The organism is Fusibacter sp. (assembly GCF_057447755.1).
The window spans coordinates 1-20,526 of record NZ_JBVBZF010000009.1 but is presented as its reverse complement, the minus strand read 5'-3'; the positions used below and the strand labels follow the sequence as shown (position 1 = coordinate 20,526).

At 40.6% G+C, this 20,526-nt stretch carries 32 protein-coding genes and 1 tRNA gene; 1 reads left to right on the top strand and 32 read right to left on the bottom strand.

The window, feature by feature from the left end:
* Nucleotides 1–6 precede the first annotated feature (6 nt).
* From AC220I_RS04575 to AC220I_RS04495, 17 genes are all read right to left on the bottom strand, one after another.
* Complete coding sequence (locus tag AC220I_RS04575) at nt 7–2,244, bottom strand: hypothetical protein (protein ID WP_486722646.1); 2,238 nt, start codon at nt 2,242–2,244, stop codon at nt 7–9.
* On the bottom strand, nt 2,244–3,512 hold the full coding sequence (locus AC220I_RS04570; RefSeq protein WP_486722645.1) for a hypothetical protein: 1,269 nt from the start codon (nt 3,510–3,512) through the stop codon (nt 2,244–2,246). The genes AC220I_RS04575 and AC220I_RS04570 overlap by 1 nt, the downstream gene beginning before the upstream one ends.
* A gap of 4 nt (nt 3,513–3,516) precedes the next feature.
* Nucleotides 3,517–4,242, bottom strand: coding sequence for a hypothetical protein (locus AC220I_RS04565; RefSeq protein ID WP_486722644.1), 726 nt, complete (start codon nt 4,240–4,242; stop codon nt 3,517–3,519).
* Nucleotides 4,218–4,697: a GNAT family N-acetyltransferase gene (locus AC220I_RS04560; protein ID WP_486722643.1), complete on the bottom strand. Its 480-nt coding sequence runs from the start codon at nt 4,695–4,697 to the stop codon at nt 4,218–4,220. The genes AC220I_RS04565 and AC220I_RS04560 overlap by 25 nt, the downstream gene beginning before the upstream one ends.
* Nucleotides 4,694–5,035: a hypothetical protein gene (locus AC220I_RS04555; RefSeq protein WP_486722642.1), complete on the bottom strand. Its 342-nt coding sequence runs from the start codon at nt 5,033–5,035 to the stop codon at nt 4,694–4,696. The genes AC220I_RS04560 and AC220I_RS04555 overlap by 4 nt, the downstream gene beginning before the upstream one ends.
* On the bottom strand, nt 5,026–5,442 hold the full coding sequence (locus AC220I_RS04550) for a hypothetical protein (protein ID WP_486722641.1): 417 nt from the start codon (nt 5,440–5,442) through the stop codon (nt 5,026–5,028). Before AC220I_RS04550 ends, AC220I_RS04555 begins: the two co-directional genes overlap by 10 nt.
* Nucleotides 5,432–6,832 carry a hypothetical protein gene (locus AC220I_RS04545; protein WP_486722640.1) on the bottom strand — a complete coding sequence of 467 codons (1,401 nt, stop codon included), beginning with the start codon at nt 6,830–6,832 and terminating at the stop codon, nt 5,432–5,434. Before AC220I_RS04545 ends, AC220I_RS04550 begins: the two co-directional genes overlap by 11 nt.
* On the bottom strand, nt 6,832–7,518 hold the full coding sequence (locus AC220I_RS04540) for a hypothetical protein (protein ID WP_486722639.1): 687 nt from the start codon (nt 7,516–7,518) through the stop codon (nt 6,832–6,834). Before AC220I_RS04540 ends, AC220I_RS04545 begins: the two co-directional genes overlap by 1 nt.
* Nucleotides 7,502–7,822: a hypothetical protein gene (locus tag AC220I_RS04535; RefSeq protein WP_486722638.1), complete on the bottom strand. Its 321-nt coding sequence runs from the start codon at nt 7,820–7,822 to the stop codon at nt 7,502–7,504. Before AC220I_RS04535 ends, AC220I_RS04540 begins: the two co-directional genes overlap by 17 nt.
* A 43-nt stretch (nt 7,823–7,865) precedes the next feature.
* Nucleotides 7,866–8,180, bottom strand: a complete 315-nt coding sequence (locus AC220I_RS04530; protein WP_486722637.1) for a hypothetical protein — start codon at nt 8,178–8,180, stop codon at nt 7,866–7,868.
* A 4-nt stretch (nt 8,181–8,184) separates the two neighbouring features.
* Nucleotides 8,185–8,502, bottom strand: a complete 318-nt coding sequence (locus tag AC220I_RS04525) for a hypothetical protein (protein ID WP_486722636.1) — start codon at nt 8,500–8,502, stop codon at nt 8,185–8,187.
* A 10-nt stretch (nt 8,503–8,512) separates the two neighbouring features.
* On the bottom strand, nt 8,513–9,694 hold the full coding sequence (locus tag AC220I_RS04520) for a P22 phage major capsid protein family protein (RefSeq protein WP_486722635.1): 1,182 nt from the start codon (nt 9,692–9,694) through the stop codon (nt 8,513–8,515).
* A gap of 14 nt (nt 9,695–9,708) precedes the next feature.
* Nucleotides 9,709–10,503 (bottom strand): hypothetical protein, encoded by a 795-nt coding sequence (locus tag AC220I_RS04515; RefSeq protein ID WP_486722634.1) that lies wholly within the window; start codon nt 10,501–10,503, stop codon nt 9,709–9,711.
* 87 nt (nt 10,504–10,590) lie between these two features.
* Nucleotides 10,591–12,597 carry a portal protein gene (locus AC220I_RS04510; RefSeq protein WP_486722633.1) on the bottom strand — a complete coding sequence of 669 codons (2,007 nt, stop codon included), beginning with the start codon at nt 12,595–12,597 and terminating at the stop codon, nt 10,591–10,593.
* On the bottom strand, nt 12,597–14,030 hold the full coding sequence (locus AC220I_RS04505) for a PBSX family phage terminase large subunit (RefSeq protein ID WP_486722632.1): 1,434 nt from the start codon (nt 14,028–14,030) through the stop codon (nt 12,597–12,599). Before AC220I_RS04505 ends, AC220I_RS04510 begins: the two co-directional genes overlap by 1 nt.
* On the bottom strand, nt 14,008–14,439 hold the full coding sequence (locus AC220I_RS04500) for a terminase small subunit (protein WP_486722631.1): 432 nt from the start codon (nt 14,437–14,439) through the stop codon (nt 14,008–14,010). The genes AC220I_RS04505 and AC220I_RS04500 overlap by 23 nt, the downstream gene beginning before the upstream one ends.
* Before the next feature lies 1 nt (nt 14,440).
* On the bottom strand, nt 14,441–15,049 hold the full coding sequence (locus AC220I_RS04495) for a hypothetical protein (protein WP_486722630.1): 609 nt from the start codon (nt 15,047–15,049) through the stop codon (nt 14,441–14,443).
* A 237-nt stretch (nt 15,050–15,286) separates the two neighbouring features.
* Here AC220I_RS04495 and AC220I_RS04490 point away from each other — a divergent pair, with 237 nt between their 5' ends.
* Complete coding sequence (locus tag AC220I_RS04490; RefSeq protein WP_486722629.1) at nt 15,287–15,499, top strand: hypothetical protein; 213 nt, start codon at nt 15,287–15,289, stop codon at nt 15,497–15,499.
* Between the two features lie 117 nt (nt 15,500–15,616).
* Here AC220I_RS04490 and AC220I_RS04485 read toward each other — a convergent pair whose 3' ends face one another.
* From AC220I_RS04485 to AC220I_RS04415, 15 genes are all read right to left on the bottom strand, one after another.
* Nucleotides 15,617–15,859, bottom strand: coding sequence for a hypothetical protein (locus AC220I_RS04485; protein WP_486722628.1), 243 nt, complete (start codon nt 15,857–15,859; stop codon nt 15,617–15,619).
* A 447-nt stretch (nt 15,860–16,306) separates the two neighbouring features.
* Nucleotides 16,307–16,387: transfer RNA gene (locus AC220I_RS04480), tRNA-Gly, on the bottom strand.
* A gap of 130 nt (nt 16,388–16,517) precedes the next feature.
* Nucleotides 16,518–16,814, bottom strand: a complete 297-nt coding sequence (locus AC220I_RS04475) for a hypothetical protein (protein ID WP_486722627.1) — start codon at nt 16,812–16,814, stop codon at nt 16,518–16,520.
* Nucleotides 16,811–17,110, bottom strand: a complete 300-nt coding sequence (locus AC220I_RS04470; RefSeq protein ID WP_486722626.1) for a hypothetical protein — start codon at nt 17,108–17,110, stop codon at nt 16,811–16,813. The genes AC220I_RS04475 and AC220I_RS04470 overlap by 4 nt, the downstream gene beginning before the upstream one ends.
* A complete protein-coding gene (locus AC220I_RS04465; protein WP_486722625.1) occupies nt 17,100–17,285 on the bottom strand; it encodes a hypothetical protein in 186 nt (61 codons plus the stop codon). Before AC220I_RS04465 ends, AC220I_RS04470 begins: the two co-directional genes overlap by 11 nt.
* Nucleotides 17,286–17,289: 4 nt before the next feature.
* The gene (locus AC220I_RS04460) at nt 17,290–17,415 is read right to left on the bottom strand and encodes a hypothetical protein (protein ID WP_486722624.1); all 126 of its coding nucleotides are present in this window, start codon (nt 17,413–17,415) and stop codon (nt 17,290–17,292) included.
* Between the two features lie 84 nt (nt 17,416–17,499).
* Nucleotides 17,500–17,862: a RusA family crossover junction endodeoxyribonuclease gene (locus AC220I_RS04455; RefSeq protein WP_486722623.1), complete on the bottom strand. Its 363-nt coding sequence runs from the start codon at nt 17,860–17,862 to the stop codon at nt 17,500–17,502.
* A complete protein-coding gene (locus AC220I_RS04450; protein WP_486722622.1) occupies nt 17,862–18,200 on the bottom strand; it encodes a nuclease domain-containing protein in 339 nt (112 codons plus the stop codon). Before AC220I_RS04450 ends, AC220I_RS04455 begins: the two co-directional genes overlap by 1 nt.
* Nucleotides 18,197–18,607 carry a recombination protein NinB gene (locus AC220I_RS04445; protein WP_486722621.1) on the bottom strand — a complete coding sequence of 137 codons (411 nt, stop codon included), beginning with the start codon at nt 18,605–18,607 and terminating at the stop codon, nt 18,197–18,199. Before AC220I_RS04445 ends, AC220I_RS04450 begins: the two co-directional genes overlap by 4 nt.
* A gap of 33 nt (nt 18,608–18,640) precedes the next feature.
* Nucleotides 18,641–18,868 (bottom strand): hypothetical protein, encoded by a 228-nt coding sequence (locus tag AC220I_RS04440; RefSeq protein WP_486722620.1) that lies wholly within the window; start codon nt 18,866–18,868, stop codon nt 18,641–18,643.
* Nucleotides 18,869–18,890: 22 nt separating this feature from the next.
* Nucleotides 18,891–19,313, bottom strand: a complete 423-nt coding sequence (locus AC220I_RS04435; RefSeq protein ID WP_486722619.1) for a hypothetical protein — start codon at nt 19,311–19,313, stop codon at nt 18,891–18,893.
* A gap of 56 nt (nt 19,314–19,369) precedes the next feature.
* A complete protein-coding gene (locus tag AC220I_RS04430) occupies nt 19,370–19,648 on the bottom strand; it encodes a hypothetical protein (protein WP_486722618.1) in 279 nt (92 codons plus the stop codon).
* A complete protein-coding gene (locus AC220I_RS04425; RefSeq protein WP_486722617.1) occupies nt 19,645–19,983 on the bottom strand; it encodes a MarR family transcriptional regulator in 339 nt (112 codons plus the stop codon). The genes AC220I_RS04430 and AC220I_RS04425 overlap by 4 nt, the downstream gene beginning before the upstream one ends.
* Nucleotides 19,980–20,348 carry a hypothetical protein gene (locus AC220I_RS04420; protein ID WP_486722616.1) on the bottom strand — a complete coding sequence of 123 codons (369 nt, stop codon included), beginning with the start codon at nt 20,346–20,348 and terminating at the stop codon, nt 19,980–19,982. The genes AC220I_RS04425 and AC220I_RS04420 overlap by 4 nt, the downstream gene beginning before the upstream one ends.
* The coding region (locus tag AC220I_RS04415; protein ID WP_486722615.1) for a hypothetical protein at nt 20,345–20,526 on the bottom strand (182 nt) is incomplete at its 5' end. The genes AC220I_RS04420 and AC220I_RS04415, both read right to left, overlap by 4 nt.

Here is a 20,526-nt window from a genome sequence, read left to right as displayed (position 1 = left end):
TGCTGATTACTGACCACTTACCAGTTGTTCCTCTGCTGCAATCGTTGCTGGAACACCAGCCTGGACTGGTAAATTAATTCTAGCCAATGGTCTAGCGCTTGTAGCTGCCCTTGCTTTAGCAGCTTGGCGTAATCCAGATACAGCACCCATTCCACGAACTCCGGCCTCGGCAGCAATGCCACCAGTAGGCCCACTCGTCCATCCTAAAATTTTAGCCAACTGTCCTGCTGCCTGATTTATCATTTCAGCAGCCTTATATGATGTTTTTGATGGGTTTCCAGGATCTGGTTGAGCCCGTTTAATGGCTTTTGCTAGTCGACGCATCTTTCCTATTTCTTCTTTCGTAAATAATTCTTTCATGAAAGTTGTTCCACTTCCTTTAGTGGCTTCTTCCAATCTAGAAAGAAATTGTCTACCGCTTGTTACTGTTTGGTTTTTACCTGGTTCAGTTAATTTTAAGAACGCCGCTTGTCTAATTTGATTCCATTCATTTGAACCCTCTCCCAGAACATTTTTCATTCTCTTGGCAAGTTCTGCAGAGCCATTTTTTGCACCAAGTTTTGACGCACCAAACAACCAGTTGGCAACCTCTTCTGGATTTGGATCAAGACTAGCAATCTCTTCCATTCTCTTTCCAGCTACGTCAGATACTTTTCTTCCAAATCTAGTTCGTTGGTCTTTAGCACTAAACTTGGCCCTAAAATCCGCATACAATCCACGCGCTTTTTTTAGGGCGTCCAAAGCCGCCTCATCTCCTGTAAACAGTGACTTATCTGTGGCTTGATCTACCATATCGTCAAATTGACGTTTCAACATTGTTACTTGTCTACGATCAGTTGGATTTTTTGAGGCATCAATCAATGAACCAAGCTCTTTTCTATAAGCATCAACTCTACTTAAATGAATTGGTTTAACTTTAACACCAGCTTTTTTAAAGAAGCTTTGTGCTTGATCAATTTTCGCAAGTGCAGCTTTGGTGGCAGGAGCCAACTCTTTAGAGGTAATAAATCTTTCTTGTCTAGCAAGGGTTTTCATATTACTCATAATGTTTTGCAAGCCTTCAGATTTTAAGAAAGCATCACCAACGTTTTCATAAGCCTGCCCTACAGCTTCTTCGGCCTGTCCAAATTTAGTCTGTATTGCTTCTTTTACTGCTCCGGCTGCTTGCGCCGGAGTTTCCACTAAATCTTGGGTGCCACCAAGTTGTCGCTGCATTCCACGAGTAGCACCACTAATTGCAGCCTGTTGTTGTTCACCGAACTTTTCCATTACTCCGGAAGCTTTGGTTCCACGAACATTTCTAAGAGTATCTTCTAGACCCAGTTGCTTCTGAGAACCAGTCATCTGCCCACGAGTGTATGGGATTCCAAACTCACCGCGTTGCTGAATGGCTTCTGGAGTTCCGGCAACCTTTCCGCCTTTAGTAGCTTCTTTAGATGCCTTTAACCAAGACCGAATAAACTTATCTGTTACTTCATCAGGGTCCATTCCAGCGTCAACAGCAACTTGTTTAAACTCTTCTCTAATTCCAGAAGTTACTCTAGGCATTCTTTCAAACTGTCCGGTAAATTTCTGTGCAAGTCGACCAAGCGGTCCAGCCAAACCCTCAAAAGCCGCGCCACCGATTCCTGCCGTAGCAACATCTCCAATATCTATATTTGAAGAAGAAACTTCTTCTGTCCCACCTGCAGCCTGAGAACCAACGTCTAATCCTGCCTGAGTACCTGCAGAAGCTATTCCAGCAGCCCCAATTCTGCTTGCAAGTCCACTTCCAACTAAATCACTAACAACGCCTAGCCCGCCTCTTCCTACAATCTGCGCTGTTTTAGCTGCAGGAGTAAAAGCCGCAGCCTGCCCAGCAAATTGCGTTATATCTCTAGTGGATATTCCTGGCTTATTCATGTATCCAATACCAGCACCATATGCTGTACCGTCTATAATGTAATTACCTTGGTCATCCTTAGAGAATTTAAGCTTAGGATAATTCTCTTCCCAAATGCTTTTCTGCCTGTCAGGGTCAAATGTAGCCATCAACCCAAAAGCAGTTTTAGCGCTTTCCCACGGATTCTTAAATGCAACACTTGCAGGCAAGTCAAATTCAGGTAAGTCTACTTGACCGGATTTAATCTGTTGTTCAGTCGCAAACCCCTCTGGCAATGGCGGAATATTTTGTTGTTCCTGCATCGCAGATGGATAGGATTCTAATTTAAACCCTTCTGGCAATGGTGGAATAGCGTTTGCCACTACATAGGCTCCCATTGATTTGTTTGTCTATTCAATCGCAATCTCTCTCCGGTCTGTGGATTGGTTGCGATCATATCTGGACCAGTCTCCCTAACCGTTTCTGGCGGCTGCAGAACATTAGAAATGTCATTTTGAGCGACATAATCATCTATAGCGTTCTGGATGTCGATCGATGTTGCATTTTCTTTACGCATCTTTCTGATCATCTTGCCAATTTCAACATCGCGCAGCATTTTTTCTTTTTGGAATTGAAGAATACGCTTGTTACCCTCCGGTGTTTTACCAAAGTTAGCGCTGTAGTCTGAGAATAATTGCATTTCTTTTTCACTAACCGCACCTTTTGTCTGGCCAATACGAGCCATGATTTGGTCACCAAGAATAGTCTGTAGTTCTTCTGCGCTTCCGATTTCTGCTGGATTTACGTCAAAACCGAGCATTTTACCAACCTTTTTAAGCTGTAACTTTTGTTGCTCTAGCGGTCCGGTTCCAACAGTATCAAGTAGCTTTAATGCCCTGTCGACTTTTGGTAACGCTGTCATAGCGTCACGGCTTGCAGTCATTGCGCCCTCATTATATGTTCTTGCACTATTGGCCCTAGCAAGCGTATCCTCTCTCAATATTGCGCTTTTAGTTGGTAATTGTGTTTCTCCAGTTGAAATGTTGATGTTTTGTCCACCACTTTGTGCCAACACTCTAGCCGCTTGTTGATACTCTGGTGTTCCAGGAATGTAGCCCATGGCAGATAACTTTTGTTCAAATTGGCTTGGTTTCTGTAATGGCTCAATAGCTCCCAATTGCATATTTACAAAGTTTGAATCATATTGCTCTGGAATCATCGATGGATCAGCATTTGGAAAGTTTTGCAGAAACTGTTGTCTCGCTTGCTGATAAAGCGCAGGTTTTTGTTCTTCCGGTGCATTTTGTACTGAGCGCAGCAATCCTCCTGAATAATCCAAGGCAGCATCAAACTGTTTCTGCTTTCCTTCATCCATCTTATTGCGCATTTCAATAATCTTTGCGGTATCTTCTGGACTGTATGCTGCACCCTGCTGTATTGCTTGCTGGTTTCCTTGCAGCATTTGAGGAACTAACGCATTATATTGCTCGCGTTGTCGAGCTTGTTCCTGTGCTTGCTGTTGAGCCAATTGATTTTGTAAAATCTTCTGTTTTTGTAATTGCAATGCATTGGCTTGTTGCTGACCTGTTGCATAAGATTGTGCAGGATTAAAACCCTGCCCCATGTTTGCTATTTGATTTAATAGTGCCATGTAATCACCATTGAGCTGCTAACATATTAGATTGCTGAGAACCTGCTGTAGTTCCCCATGTTTGCGGATTTTGCTGCATCCAATTTTGTGGCTGGTTATACATACCTCCCTGATACTGGCCGTAAATCTGAGATAGATTTCCAATTCCTTGAGAGATTGCATTTTGCTGACCAAGAACACCTGCAGATTGTGCAGCTCCTTGCTGCATTAAAGCATTTCCAACATTGGATGCTGTACTTGCTCCAAGCTGTGCTGTGGAGCCTGTTGCTGATTGTCCTATACCAGCCATAGACGCTAGTCTATTCAAATAATTTCCATATTCCTGGTTTGCCAGTCCTTGACCATATTCTTGCAATGCCTTTCCCTGCGCACCACTATAGAGACCACCACGAGCTGCAGCAGAACGATCAAGAGCATTAATACCCTGACCTAGAGCAAACTGATATCCAGGGGATTCTTGAAACCCAGCCATTCCGGTTGTCTCATAACCACCAACTGTTGGTGCTGAAATACCATATTGGCTAGCAAGCTGTGCCAAAGCATTCTGTCCAACTTCACGATATGGAGCATAGTCCTGTCTCTGAGTTTCGAACATTTGTTGTTGCACATTACTAGCTTCTTTTGCTGCACTGGCCTGCTTGCGTGCTGCACTTTCCGCTGCATCAGATTGCATCTTGGAGCCTATTATTGCCGCCCCACCTGCAATTAGGCCTGGTACTGCTGCTGGCATATCTCTTCCCTCGTTATACCAAGTAATACTTGATCGTAAACTTTACCGTTCTTTTTAAATGATTTTCTAATAATTCCTTCTTCCATTAATCCAGCCTTTTTTGCATATCTTAAGGCCAATCTATTAAATTCGGGAACGTGCGTAATAATCTTTTCGCAATTTGTATTTTCTACCATCCAATTTAAAACGTCTTTTGCCGCATCTCTTGCTTTCTTGCCATAAGCCGATGGAAGTAAACAAGTATGTATTTCATATGTTATTGCATTAACCATATGTAATAAATAAGCACCTATTATTTCATTATCATCAACAATAGAAAGCCAATAAATCCCGTCGCCAATTATTGGAATGTAATCCTCTTTCTTAGGAGATCCATCATCAGATACCAAATCATAAACACGATCATGAGTAACTATACTCTTAATTAATTCAGTATCTTTTGTCTCTACAATCATGGCAAATATTCAATCGACATTACTGATGACGCGGTAATTGATGTCGCTGCACCAGCCTGTGCTTGTAAAAATCCACCCGCTCCTAACGAGTAATCAAACTCTACATAGTCATTGGCCGGCACAGAGTATGTTTTAGCAATTGCATTTGTGTCTCCTGCCGTACCCCCGCTCGGAACCGCATAACAACTGATTGTTACGGCACCAGCAGTAGTATTTGCAAATTTAACCCGTCCTTTTGTTACGGCGCCAGTAGCTGAGTTTGCAGTAAATAAAGTTTCAACTGCGACATTATCAACCTGGTTCGGGTCGAATGGGTGCTTAATTGTGGTTACTGCCATGATGCCAATGCCTCTAAATTACTTAACTTCTGTTTTATCTTGCTTAGATTTTCAGATTCTGCAAATAATCCCTTTAACGCCTCCACATCTCTTTGGAGCTGTTTAATCTCTTTGTTATTTGTATGAATGTCTATTTTTTGCTTTAGTATTTGCAATTCTCGTTGAACTGTGTTTATTTTACCATTTTGTGCATCAACAATACTAATAAGTGTATAAATTAAATTTATTGCAGAATCATTTTGTTTTGGGTCTCCGACAAGTGAAGACATAATAGCGGCTTGAAAGTCAGTGTTACTTGCGGCAGAACCTTGTTGGCTATCCTGCAATGCTCTTAGGGCATGTACTGTTGGAAGATCGATTCCCATTTCCAATAGTAATTGTTCATTAATACGTAAACTATCTGCCACGGAAAATCTCCGCATAAGCTGCAATAATTACTACTCTAATAGGATCAGTAATGGTCAACTCATAAGCTCTGTTTAAAAATCTTCCGAGTCTTCTCCATCTGGCACGATTTTTGTATTTTCCTTTTAGGCCAATATCTACCCAATGCTCATTCGACCACGTTCTTCCGCCATCGTCAGACCATCTAAGCATTGCCTGTGGATCACTTCCCTGTCCAGCTGTTAAACCAACCCCTGATTCAAATTCAATCTCTAATTCAGACATAAACATAGGATTTCGATCAGAGTTTATTTCAGAGCTTATCGCTATTCTTTGGATTGGATCACCATCATCTGAATAATATTCGTTATCTAGGGCATAAATCTTTCCGTTCTGATAGTCCCCAACCACTTCTGTATCATAAGCTACTGTATGGCAGTTAGAACGATGTCTATAATTTGTTCCTAATAAGAAATATGAGCGCTCATGCCACATTCCATTGGTAACGTCATACACCCATGTTTTACTCTCTGTTGGGAATGTCAAAACATAGAATCCATGCCCTCGTTCGGTATAAGTATAAGCAAATGCATCAGATACGGTCGAATACTGCTCTATGGCATATTCAATTGCATGGGTGGAAATTTTCTGTGGTGTATATCCACTAAGCATTCTTACCGTTAAATCATCAGCAAGCCAGAATATAGTTCCCTCAAGCTTTGATACTGATAGGGAAGCAGCGCATCCTCGCTCAATAAAAGCACCCGATACCCTTTGAAACGGAAACGCAGATGCCCCGGTATTCTGCCATACCTCAATAGACCTTTCGCCAAATAAATAAAGCTGTCTATGGTCTGAAATATCAGCAACTAAATTATCAGGTGCGCCCTCTGCAGTTGCAAAATCAAGTGCATCATAAGACGTTGCATCACCCAATCCAGAAATAAAGAACTGACCAGTACCTTTTCTATTGAAAATGCTATATTGGTCTTGAAATGTAACCGTATCTGATGGATACCAATTTCCAACTGTTGATAGGTCAGTTAAAGTTGTTCCATCCCAAACATATCCTTTTGCACCATCGACAAATACAACCTGTGTTCCATTATCTGACATAGAGCAATTTCCGGATATAGTTACGCTGCCCAATTCTGTTGCAACCCAGTATGAATCAATTGAATACAGTTTTGTTGAAGTAACCGCATATAAGACTCCATTCATGGTGTGTAAACCATAAATAGGAGAGGTTGGCAGTGTTAATAATTTTCTTAGGCCAGGTGTGCCGTACAAAACAATTTTTGATTTTGTATCGTCCGGATTTAACTCTGCATATAAATTTAAGCAACGTTGAGACGAAACAGGCTTGGATGCTGTTTGATATGAGTGGCGAGCAAATGGAATAGTAATACTCATCAGTCTGTGTAAATATTGTAAATGTGGGTTGCGCCCTGCTCGATAGCCATAGTTTCAGGCTCAATTCCACGGCGATCAATTGAGTTTTTAGCGGCCACCGCAACAGACACTACTTCTGCTGGTGCAGAACGCTCATATTCCGGCGCCATCTCTACTGCCAAGTTAAATGCAAGGGCTCGATCCCATCCTGGCGGAAATACAATGCTTGTCGTTAATGCACTAGGTGTTGTAAGTGGTTTAATGGTATCCATATAAAGAGTATATGGTTGACTTGGTGAGTAGTCGATGTGGACCTTTCCAAGTGGGTATTCATCGTTATACCAAAGCGTTCTTGGTACTGACGAAACTCCTTTCCGAATTAAGTTGTTATAGTATCGCCTTGATACTAAAGTAATCTGGAAGTCCGAATTGTTAGAGTTTCTTATGTAAGCTGAAAGAATATCAATAGGACGAGTTGAATCAAAGTCACCTCCAGGTCCGTAGGTATAGACGCTTTGTCCACTTACCAGTGGAAATGATTCAGTAGTGACATAAGGAACTGCAATACCATCAGATGACCATGAGTCAATTAATTGCTGTAACGCCTGAAGAGCATCATCAGTTTCATTTGATGTTGCGGTTTCGCCACTTGGTATTGCCCCTATTAACCTAAGAGATCTTTTAATAATATCAAGTGCAGTTGCCATCCACCAAATCCTTAACTTCACTCATTAGTTTCTTTTGAGATTTACGCTTATCGAGTTTTACATTGAAACTTTCTCGAGCGTACTCACATAATTCATCGCGAGTCATTTTTTTAAGAATAGATAAGATTTCGGAATTGGCTTCTTCTGCCTCTCCAATCTTTTTTTGCGCTTTATCATGACTGGAATTATTTTCGAACTCTTTCCAATGTTCGCGCCATCCTTCTTTTTTTAAATCTTCGACTTCTTCACTATCAAAGATTTTAGAATCTTGAGTTTGGTGATACATCCAAATAGGAAATCCCATAAATCACCTTTCACTAGTGGGCGGTTTCCCGCCCGTTATAAGATCAGTTACTTGCAGCCAGTCCTAAAGACTCAACAATTACTTCAAGCTCTGCCATACGAGTTTGCAGATTGGCAATTACCTGTAGAACCGTGTTACCCTCATCAGCCGTTACAAAACCATAAGGCGTCGTAGTTGTTAGGTTCTGAATTGCATAATCCGGAGTCCCCGGTGCAGTATGTGTAATAGTTGTATCTTGTGCCGTTAGCGCAGATGGTTGAACAACTGGAGTAGTGCCGAAAAAGCCGACCTTCTCCGTAGATGAAAGTCCTAGACAAGTGCCGTCTGGACTGTTAGTTCCTAAGTATCTTACAGCCATGTTATTACTCCTTCACTACTGATATTGAACCTTCGGGACGAGCCCAAAGCACTGTGTAAGTTTCTGATGCCGCGTCAATTGCGCCAGCCGTGGTATTGATTACTTGAATAGAAAGTGTTCCGTCACTTTTTACTCTAGCATTTGCAACACCAAGACCGGCACTAAGAGTTGGCTTGTTAACAGCGACAAAATCACCAGTCTTCAAGCCAGGGACGCTAACATCGGTTTCGATTGAGGTATTTGCTGCACATGAGGCGTGATCAACTGCAATAGTCAATACGCCAAACGCTTTAACATTCCCCATTGGAATACCAACGCTCATATCCTACTCCTTAGTTCGCTGCAATTCGAGCAGCAAGCTCTTCACGAATTGTCTTATAGCCATAAAGAACATCGATACGACAAGGCATGTTATCGTTGTTGATGTCATATTGGCGAACAATACGCATTGAGATTCCATCCATAACTTCACGCGCTGCAAAGTCTACACCACGAGGCATAATCAAGTCAGCAGTTGCGAACGTAAATGCATCACGATGATAAGCCAAGTTAACGTTGTGTGCTGTTGAAGCAGTACCAACAAACGTCAAAGCAGCACCACTTGCAGGAGATGCACTAACATTCTGGAAGGCTCCGGAAGTTGTGATAGCAGGGGAAATCGAAATGTCACCAGCGCCACCAGCATAATCTGCCGTTACAACAAACTGCTGCAATACACCAGTATTTGTCTTGGTTTCTGGATGGACGCGATAAACTCCGGCTAAAGTGAATACATCACCCTTAAGCATCGTACCAGTACCGGCCTGTACAGTAAGCGTTGAACCAGTCTGTGAAGCACCGTTTACAGTATAAGCACCATCTTGTGAACCAACAGTGTGACGGGGAAGAAGAGTATTCTCGTAAATCTCACCAAATCCAGCAGTACGACCAACCATACCTTCACGGTACTGTTTAGCAATAGTGTTGCTGTCCTGGAATAGACCTTTCAATGAATCTACAACGTCGACGTTTGACTGTGTATCAAGCTGTAAAGCACGAGGGCTTGATGGAGCCAAGTTGTCAGTTAACTTTTTGCGGCCATTTAGAATGTTAGCAAATGTCATCGCTGAACCAGAGCCATCAACAGTGGTATAAATGTCTTTATACATGTTAAACGCATCTGCTTCGATGTTCGCTGCCAAGACTGACATAGCCGGATCAATAAACTGAGCCGAAAAGTCGTTGATGTCCATTGTCAATTCTTTAGAACTGAACTCCATATCCACACCTTTCTGTGTCGCAACAGTTAGGTCTGCGTAGGATTCAGTAGAATCTTGGACGTTGATTGTCTTACCAGTACGTACTTCATACTTTACTGGCTTACGGATTTGTAAAGTGTCACCGATTTTCGCTCCACTCTGTGCAAAGCGGTCATCATACTGACGATTGATTGATCCGATAAAGTTTAGCTTTTGGTGCAATACCGCAAGCGCCTCTTTCGTGATCATGGTTGGCGTGAGAATTGTATTTGCCATTTTTAAATCACCTCTTAACGATTATTAATACGTTGCCAGCGCCACTCTCTGTATTCTTCCGGACTCATATCATCTGGACTTTTTACAGCCCCACCAGAACCTTTTGGAACTGGCTTAACGGGGTCTGGCGCACTTGGCGTCTTTTTAGTTTGTGGTAGTGAAAGCTTTGCCTCCATCTTGCCAAGCTCACGTGCTGCTGCTATTGGTGACAATCCAGAAATCCTAGCCGCTTCACCTGGATTCTTCCCTAGGTGATAGGCAAGCTGTGGACCAACCTCTGAAAGCATGATGACTTCCGCCATATCTTTAGAAATTGGTAACGATGGGTTATTAACCACAATGTCATAATCTGGATTCTTACTGCGGAAATCTTCAACAGCTTTAGCAAAAGACTGCTGTGTTGCAGAACTTTTATTACTCTCCTCCGCAGCCTTTCTCTCTTGTCTCACAGTATATTTAGATAAGTCCTTGATGTACTGTTCGTAATCATCGTAGTCTTCAAGGTCTGGCTCTTTATCTACTTGTTCGACAACAGGTTCCGGTTTAGAGGTTTGTGCTTGCTGTTTCCAATAATCCGCCTCACGTTGCGCCTCATAGCGTAGTCGCGTAAGCTCATCGATTCGTTTTTGCACTCCATTCTTGGGTGCGGCGGATGAATCATCTCCGTCTTCATCGTTTGAGGTGACCGGCTCCCCTTCTGAAAATTCGGTCTGTTCGCCGTCAGACTCTGCGGCGTAATCGTTTACAGTCTGATCTGCTTCGTTTTCCATCTCATAATCAGAGACTTCATTAGTTACTTCTTCTGACATTTGGCGCTCCTGGCGATAAAACACCCGCTCTTAACCGAACGGTAGGTATAAGTATAAATCTATCCATAAAATAGACTTATAACTATATTACATATTTTGATTACTTAAAGCAAGTTTTTGCAGCACATCAACAACGGTTTGCTCAACTACCTGTTGCATTTGTCCAGTTTTTTCAGCCAAGTCTAGTTGCTGGCTTAAAATATCTAATCTTTTCTTTTCTGCGTCGAGCGCATCCTTGCCCATATTTGACTGCTTATCGGCTACTTCTAGTTGTGCTTTTTGCAGCTGTAACTGCATCATTGGATCAGGTGGTGGCGGCTGAATACCAAGTTCTTGCTGTTCCTCTGGAGACAATAAACCTGGTGGAAGAGCTTTCTTCAAGCGCTCTGCAATCTCTTCTGCGCCCGGCCAGTCCATATTTTTGGCAATCAAATCGCCTGAAACCTGTGCGGCTTGTGGAACTGCCTGCATAAACTGAATCATGCTATCTGCCGCTTCAAGTCTTTGCGTTTTATAGCTCGGACCAGTTGAAACTGCAACATCATATTTACCAAGACTCAAATCATTTACTGTTGTAGTCGTATCTGTAGTCGGATCGTAAACAGTATGATTAATCTTAACCATGTTCTGTTCACCATCCCGTCCACGAATACGAACTACACGCTCTGTATCATAAATCTTCGGGATTAAATCAATAATAACCCTACCTACCTGAGAGATTGAACGAGTTAAGTTGTCTATCCAAGGGAATGCGGCCATATCTCCCTGTTGTTGTCTGCGAATAATTGCTCGACCAGAAGTTTCATTTCCAGCATTGCCCAAAGAAGCATCATACATACCAATTGTAGACTTAATATCATCAATAGCTTGTTGTGCTTGTTGAACCTCACCAACCTGCAAAGAAGCTGGCTCTTGTCTTTGTGGCATTAATCCTGGTACGGTTGGATCAGGCTCCCATACTAAAGCAGAATAATTTCCAATATTAGCGTTCTGCCACTGTCTCTCTCTACCACGCATCATCTTAGCAGTAAGTAACCACGGAGCTTTTGGTGTAAGCGCAACCTTCTCGGTAATTGTGGTCTGCCAATAGTTATACTGACGCTGTGGGTCTTTTGCATCTTTAATCAACGATCGATATTTAACTTTGCCGTTCACCAAATCTTCAGGACCATAAACAGGAACAAATGGAAAATATTTACCAGCCCAATCTTGTGGCCCCTCTAATACCTTGTCACCAGTCAATAGATAGCGAACAATCTTATGAGACTCTACTTGACGTGTTCTCAATACCACTCTTGGCTGGTTATCTACAATGATAAATTGATTTACACCATCTTCTTGAACTTCAATGTCAGTAATATCAAATGTCGAGCCGTCATCCAATAAAGCAAGCATCTTTGTGATCGGCTTTTTACACCAATACTCAGCAACTCGGATACCCTCTTCGGTATTCCATGCATCGTCCTTAGTGTCAGACTTCCAGTCTACACCAAAGCTTTCGTTTTTTTCCTCTTTGCCACCAAGATAAGTTTCTTCAAACTCTTCATCTGTTAGATAGTCCTCGTAAAAACACCATCTTGCATCTGATTTGTCATATTCTTTGGCTGCCGGATCCCAAACCATTTTCGTCGGGTCTAGTTCACGTTTAATAAAAATGTCTTGGTAAAAGGTGGAATCGTCTGAATAGTCCGTAAGAATTCTGATAAGCCCAAGCCCACCCTTTAAAATTGATTCTCCGGATTGGTCATAAGCTTGGTCTGCTTGAGACTGGTATTCAATCTGTCGAACCAAGCCCTCTAGTACTTCTGCAATTTCTGGATCAGAAACATCATCAACAGGGTGAATCTGAATAGATGGTGAGTTCTCACGAATATTTGATGCAACCTGATTAACAAAGGCGGGTAATCGGTTGATTGTTAGACATGGTCTATTATCTAATTCTCTAGACTTCTTAACTCCATCGGGCCACTGATCGCCATGATAGAATTTTACATCATCCTCGTAAGACTCAAAAACCTCTTTCCAAAAACCAACTCCTTTTTCATAACGTTCTTTGGCTTCTTCTAAGATTTTAAGCTCTTCTTCTCTATCCATTATCCCATCCATCCGCTTTCATAATATTCGTTTGTGCTTTCGGGTATATCAATTATATTTTCTTTCTTACCAGAGAAAGACATCATCACAGAATCCGCCATATTTGGAGATGCGATATTGAGTGAAGCCATTTCCTTTTTACTCATTATCTGAATTAGTCCAGTTCCATTATGCTTCCTTGGAACACGACAAATTTCTGATCGCAACTTCTGTAAATTTTCTATATCAGAAGAGAAAGATATTAATTCATCAGGATCTATATAAGTGCCTTTAACAACCGCTAAATAAGTTCGATAAATCCTATCTCTCAACAACCACCAATACTGTGCACGCTTATTCTTAAAGGTTTGCTTGTTCTTACGTCCTTCACTCTTCCCATCTGCATAGAGTGCATCAGGGTCGTCAGGAGTAGCAGCACCATGAAACTCACACATAGTAATGTTTTTTTGTCCGATAGATTCATCAATCTGTCTTCTTAATCCAGCGCCCATTCCATCACCGTCCCATACAAACGCATCGGGTTTAACTTCTTGAGCGTAATCAAGTGCCCAGTCCGCACCCTGATTAATATCTCCAAATGTTCTTTCTTGAACATCCTTAAATACTACTCCATGACGGTATGATAAACCTTTAGCATCATCCCCGCCATCTGATGGGTCATGAGTTATAACTTCAATTCCTCTTGGCTCAAATCCAAGTTTCTCATGGGCATCAATACAGGCATCAAACCATTCTGGCTTAACAATTGCATCATCGACTGAATCGTAAAACTTACCTTCCCATATCCAATCGTATTCAGCTCTTGGTCTATTGTCGTAGTCCCACTTTCGCAATAACTCTTGTTCTTCATTCCACCAAGGATTATCACGCCAGTTAACAACTACGATTAAATGAATCTCATCTTCGTAATATCCATTCTCTTCCAGTTCCTTTAAATACGGAACTATAAAGCGTTGGCTAAATGGATCAGAACTAGATTGTGGGTTCGCACTAAACCAACACTCTGCACCTGGATTACGCAGAATAGTTGGAAGAAGCTTATCTAAAGAAGTCTTTGTTGCCCTATGTGCCTCTTCAAACCAACTGTACTTATATCCTTGAGCTGACTGCATTGAGTCAGGGTTTCTATTTGCGCCCTTATAAACAGTTCTTGCTCCATTAGGTGCGATTACTTTATTCTCTTGTATATCCCAACCATCCAAACATAAGCGCTTGGTTACTGAATCACTGAATACCCTGTGCACTGAGTCGTTAATCGAATCTTGGAACTCACGCAAGCAATAAATATCTGCCTGCTCAGTTTCCATCTTCATTGTGAAAATATCACCAAAACCGATTGACTTACCTGAACCACGACCACCGATAGCGACCTTAATCGGCTTATTCTTGGTTAAAAACGGTTCTAGCTTTCTATTTACTTTCAGGTGAGGCATTCACAAACTCTACTGTCCACTTATTATCTGTTTGGATTGCGCCGCCATTGGCTCCGGTAAGTTGGGTTTCAGTCTTATCGTTCCAGCCAAAATTATTCTTAAGGTTAAAAATTGTTCCAGCAACTGCTCCATTATGTAGTTGTAGCTCTAATGCAATCTCTACTTTTTGGCGTGCTTTTCTTACAGTGTCAAAAAACTGGTCTTTTTTCCCATAATTAACAAGGGACTGTCTAGACATGTCAACTGCAAACGCAAGGCCGGACATTGTTGGCCTAAACTCTTTCTTGTCTTCCCCATTTTCGTCTTTACCTACAATAACCCATGCATCCGTTTCAAAATACAGATCAATATCACGCTGCATTTCTTCAGCCGTCTCATACTTTGGTGGTCTTCCTCCTGGATGCGTCATTTTACTCGGCCTTGACATCTTCTAATACCCCATACCAACTTCCTGATATGGTGGCTATGTTTGATTTATCGGTAGTAGCCACAAGCGCAATTACAGTTCCCGTATCTGCCGGAAATGGGACTGCGAATCCTTGCCCAAATGAATTATCTTGAAATCCAAGATTTCCGCTTGGGACCAAAACACTGTCAGCTATATAATCAACCCCTTCAAATTTGGATGAAGCAATCTGAATATTTGTTCCTACGGCTGCTGTACCACTTGTAGACGAACCAATAACATCAAATATTAATAATCTTTTCCCAGCCGGAACCATTCTAGCACTAGAGGAACATCTTAATTCGCCAGCAGCTATATAGCTGTAGTTTGCAGTCTTGGCAAGGTTAGAAATGCTTATATTTCCATCTGCATTCTTAAGGCTTCCATATTCAATTACAAATGCACACTGTATAAACCGAATGTCTGTTGCTGTAGTAAGAACATCTGTAGTTCCATTCAGGCTAACATCTTCGAACATTTCTTCTAAATCAGCATTAAGATAAATCAGCCTTATCTTTCTTGCTCCCGTTCCCGTAACATCTACATCATTCGTTGAAGAACTTACAACGTTCATCTGTTCTCCAGACGATGATGGGGCAGACCATGCTCCATTTGGCCATATCACTTGGTTTGTAATTATCGCCGCTGTCGTGGTTTTTTTACCAAATGCATAAAATGGCTTTGCGCCCTTTACATTACCACGGGAAACCTCACGCAACCACATGGGTGAATATTCTCGGTAGTCTTGCTCATGGTGAAAGTTTGTCATTTCTTACCTGATCTTTTCTGAGTTCGTTTTTGTGATTGTTTTTTGGCTGGCTTTGGTTTTGGACTTGATCTTGATTTGTCTGCATTCATGTATTCGCATGAAACAGATTTTGGAGGACACTTACCCATAGACTTTGGGTTTTTGCAGCACCCTGCCATGTATCGACGCTGTTTTCCTGATTTGCTTGGCATGATAAAACCTTTTGTTAAATTATTAACACAGGTTATATTTTATCACAAGACAATTAAAAGTTAATTAAATTAAGTTTCCTTCATTAAATAGCATCATAATCTTCATTGCGATCATTAGCACCTTTAACAAATGCGATTATTAGCCCAAGAATAAGCATGTAAATTGAAAGTAAAAGCATTGTTATATCTCTCCAAGTTTCATTAGCTGATTAACTGCATCATGATATTGTTTCCATGCTGATTCTTTTTCTATTTGTTTTTGAGACCATCCACTTCGGATTTCAGCTTGCTTCACCGCGTCTTTACCAATGTCAATATAATGTCCATTATTTCCAACTCTAACTGATTCACTTGAATTTGTTATATAGACATTATCTTTTTTTAGTAAATCTGCTTTTTCAAACCCTGGATAATAAACCATCACTTGTTATCTCCTTAAATTAGAATGTGTCTGCCAGTGCTGATCTCTGGCATGTTGTTTGCTGGAACGCAGTCGATTACCCAAGTTGCTACGGGAGAAGCGCCAAACCTCTCCAACGCACGTATTTTTCAACGATCCTACTAATGACGCTCGACACCTACTGGACAGGCGCATATCAGCCTATGCATTCGACACATTAGAATCGACATATAAGCACAAAATAGTAGGCTGTCTTTCACGCCGTCTGATGGACTATTGTATGCTGCTTTTTGCTTGTCAATATGCCGATTTTAATATGCCCTGACACTTACCCGATCAGGTTAGGTACGTTATTGCAATTTCAATCCAGTGACGTAGTGGATTCTCATGACCGACTAGCAACTTTCGTACACGTCTTTCCGTAGTGTCAGCAATCTTCTTGGAGATAATGGCTTCATGCATTGCCATGTTTGGAGCGGGAGACGAGAATCGAACTCGCTATGCTTTCGCGACAGCTTGGAAGGCTGCTTCAACACCATGTTGACCACCCGCAAATAATTTAACGCTAGTCATGAACCTAGCGACCTTACTACAGGATTTAATCTGCGCTTTAACCACTTGCAGTCGTGGAGAATAATCACCTCCTTTCGTTGATGATTAGTCGTACGGTTTGATTATACCTTCACTCGTAAATCACTGGAACTCGTCGACGATTTTTATCAAAATTCTGCATTTGCTTTCGGTCATGGTTGATCTGAGCTTGAATAGTTTCGTCATGTTCCACAATCCCATGTAGAAAGCTCGCCATTAAGTAAAGTCCAAATGGAATGAATAAATAACCAATCCATTCAGGCCAGTCTAGTACAGATTTAAAATCTATTCCAGAAATCAACATCACAATCGACGCAACTCCTAATATAGATAACTCTGAGTACCATATTTGGTTTTTGTATAAGTTGTAGAAGTAGTTAGGATTCATTTCATATATTCTCTAAATGCAGACAATGTTTCTTCATCATCTGTACAATCTTCTGGACTCTCTTCTCCTTCAACATCTAAATGGATTTGATCTCCTTCGCAATATCTATCACATCTTGAGCAATTTGTTGATTTCCAGTTGTTTTTACTCTGGTTCCAATCATAAGGCCTTTCTGACGGAAGATTTTCATTCAAATCTAATAAGCAATGAACATCTGTATTAAGTACCGTATAGTTCGAATATCCAGAGTCTTGAAACATAATATATTTACAACCATCACATGATTTACATTCCATCCTTTATCTCCAATTCTCTTTTCTTGATCTCAACACATCCAATAATTACAGATTCAAAAAGTTCTGGGTAACTCTTGTACCAATTTTCAAGCAAATTTCTTGGTCTTCCAATTTGTCTTGCAATGCTTGAAATACTTTTTGCTCCTAACTGTTTTGCTTTTTTGGATGCTGACATCTACTTACTCTTCATCATCACTATAAAAAATATCTTCGAAAACATCTTCTAAAATATCACTCATTCTACTTTCATCGTCTGCATCCATTATGTCAAACTCTATATCATCAATACAAAATAATACTTTCATATCTTATCTCCATTTAATTTACGATTCTAGTATACATGATAAAAATGTAATTTCAAGTACTTTGTTCTATTATCTATCATTTATTTACGATATTTCGCAAATAGAGACAGAAACACTTCCACCTTTTTTCTTTCCTCGCTTCACAATTCTAAGATCAATGATTTGGCTATCGTCCATCCATACGCCTGACTTTGTTAGGGAATCAAGTAGCGCCTTCTGTATATTGTCTAGATCACGCTTCCTTTCATCAGGCACATAAACATCAATATGAACCGAAACATTACCGTATAGTAGCTTATTTGCATGCTGAACCAATACTTGAGACTTTACATCCCCAACATATCTTCGCCCGCTTTTGGAAATAAGCGTTCTTGGCTTTCCATTAATAACAATATGGCGATAAAATGTATTTACAGTCGGAGGATATGGCAGAGTTAATTTAATCATCACACAACCTTTAGATGGTTGTTTGTAAGTAACCAATCATGCGTTTTCAGGATAGCAAATAAAAATTCTTCGCTTGGAACAATTGGGTTTAGCGACATCATCCCATAATGATTATCTCTTCCATCAACCTGATCGTGGCACTCACTACATAAAAAAGCCGTTGCTGAATCAGTTGGTTTAATTCCAGTTCCTTTTCCCAATTCATGCTGTCGATATCCTTGATAGTGTGCAGCCACAATCGTTCCGTCATTAAATTTATTGCACATCATGCAGTGCGGACACTCTCTAGCAAGATTTAATAATTTTTTGCTTCTAAAGTATTGTTGTTTGTTTATCATTTTATGTAATCCTCAAATGCATCAATCGATTTCTCACTCCAAATAACGCCGTGCTGTCCGCCGAACGCATAGATAAACTCAATCAAGAATGAAAACTGTTTTTTACCCATCTTTGATGTTTCCTGCCCAAGTGCGACTGTTACACCATCAATACCAGGCGCTGTTTCATATCCTCGCAAGCTTGCGGTGATGATTGTTTTCCAATCTTCTTTACTGTACTTCTTTCCATACCACACGACTTGTTTAGAAATATCATGCAACATCGGCCACAGCTTTCGATTCTGCATACCGCTACGGCTTTCTTCTTGAATCTTAACCACGTAACCACGCGGTGCTTTCATAACAGCATTAGCGGCGTTATTTCGCGTTATTTCGTTTATGATTCTAAACTCCGCTGTTGGTTTCATTTCTCAATCCTCTAAAGTCTTATGTGCTCTTGGTTAAACTTCTTGTTCTGATGACGTAATACTCGGTTTTAACTCCTTGATACCTACTTGAGCATAAAAGTCTTTTACTTTTTGTTCATACTCCTGCTCCATAGTCTGAAATTTTTCAATTCCTACTACCGTTGCCTCGCCGACTTTCTCAATTGTAACTTCGGTAGGCATGGCTTCACAAAGATTATTGATTGCGGCAGTTAGGTTTTTGATTTCTGTTTCTAAACTCATTTTATTTGCTCCTTAGCAGGTTTTAATATTCTGCTTGATAAACCAGGTTCATTGCTTCTTCTGGTGTGAGTGGTTCAGCAAAATCAAATATTCCGCCGCGTGTTGAAAAATAAAATCCATCTTCACGTTTGTTAATTAATGATATACAATCTTTTGGGTTTTTTTCTATTCTATTCCATACCCAGCAAAACCAACCACTCTCAGGAATATTCTCATACCACGATGCGGGTTCGATGATTTCGGTTAAATAAGATAAGTTTGGAAATTTATATAACTCAACACTTTTTCCATCTCCGATATCGACTCGAAAACATCTTGGCCCATATTTTTCTGACTTTGCATAATAAATATAACCATCACCATCTTTAAATTTACGGCCTTCCAACATTGCAATTTGAAATTCTTCTACTGTCTCAAATAATGGTTTTAATTCTTCTGTATTCATCTTTCTATCTCCAATTAATTCAGTTTTATTTTATCGGTTTACGGTGATAATGCTAATCAAATATTTTTATGACCGTATTTATTTTCAAACTTACCACATGCTTTATCTTCTGGCTTTACGTAACCACTTCTTGATAAAACGTGACAGGCTCCATTTAGTCCGGTGTTTTTGTACTTTCCATTCTGCGTTCCGAGTTGCATGAAGTTTTTGCACTGGCAACAAATGCGAGAATTATTCCAGTGCAATGCAACTCTTTCAGCTAGCTCTGGTCGTTCTTGTTTAATTTTGTCTCGGTCGTCTTTATCCATTGTTAAGACCCGTCTAATATCAATCATTTCATATTCCTAGCAAATCCGTTATATGTTGTGTTCATAATATCAGCACCGCGTTTAGTTAAATACACTGCGCTCATTTTTGTTCCTTTAACAGTGCATTTTCTATGGCCTGCATATCGAAGTAGTCCGTCATTTTTTAGGTCTGATACTCTCCGCTGTGCCTCACTATGCCCAAGTCCAGTTTCTTCACCAATCTCAGCACACGTAACTCCTTGTTGTCTTGTGATTACTTCAAGCACTCGTGCTTTGTGTCTTGCTGACTTACCAGACTTATCCATATATTCAGCAGCGTTATGTGCTGGAATAGTATCGTTAGCGTGTGATAGAGTTATCATTGTTGTTCCTTTGCTTGTTGGCGTAGATTATTTGCATATTCATGGCCTTCTCTAATAACGTCATTTACCGATTTATTCCAGTAAGTTTTCTTCTCAAACTGGATGAAGAAATTAGAAATAGCTTTAGACTGTATTTCGGCCAGGCTTTCTGTGGGTTGTTCGTCAATCCAATCTGAAGCAATCTTATTGGCAATTAATTTCGTGTCTGCCGAAGCAACCATCATCATTACATCTTCCGATTCGTTCAAACGTGCCATTAACTCATCCCGATCTTGCTCAAGCTCCCTAATCGCGCTAAGCGTTTCCTCGCTATCGATAGGCAAGCCATGCTCTAGGTTGTATTTAATTTGGTCTAGTTTGTTCATTCATAATCTCCCATTGTTTTAAACAAAAACTCAGAGCATGATTCTTCTGCGGTTAGTTCAAGGTCATTATCTTCAAGACAGTCTCTATCATTCCAACCTAAAATAAATCCATTCTTAAATGAATCATTAAGATTATTTTCTAATTCAGTTATTTTATTTTGAAGTTCAATAACTAAAT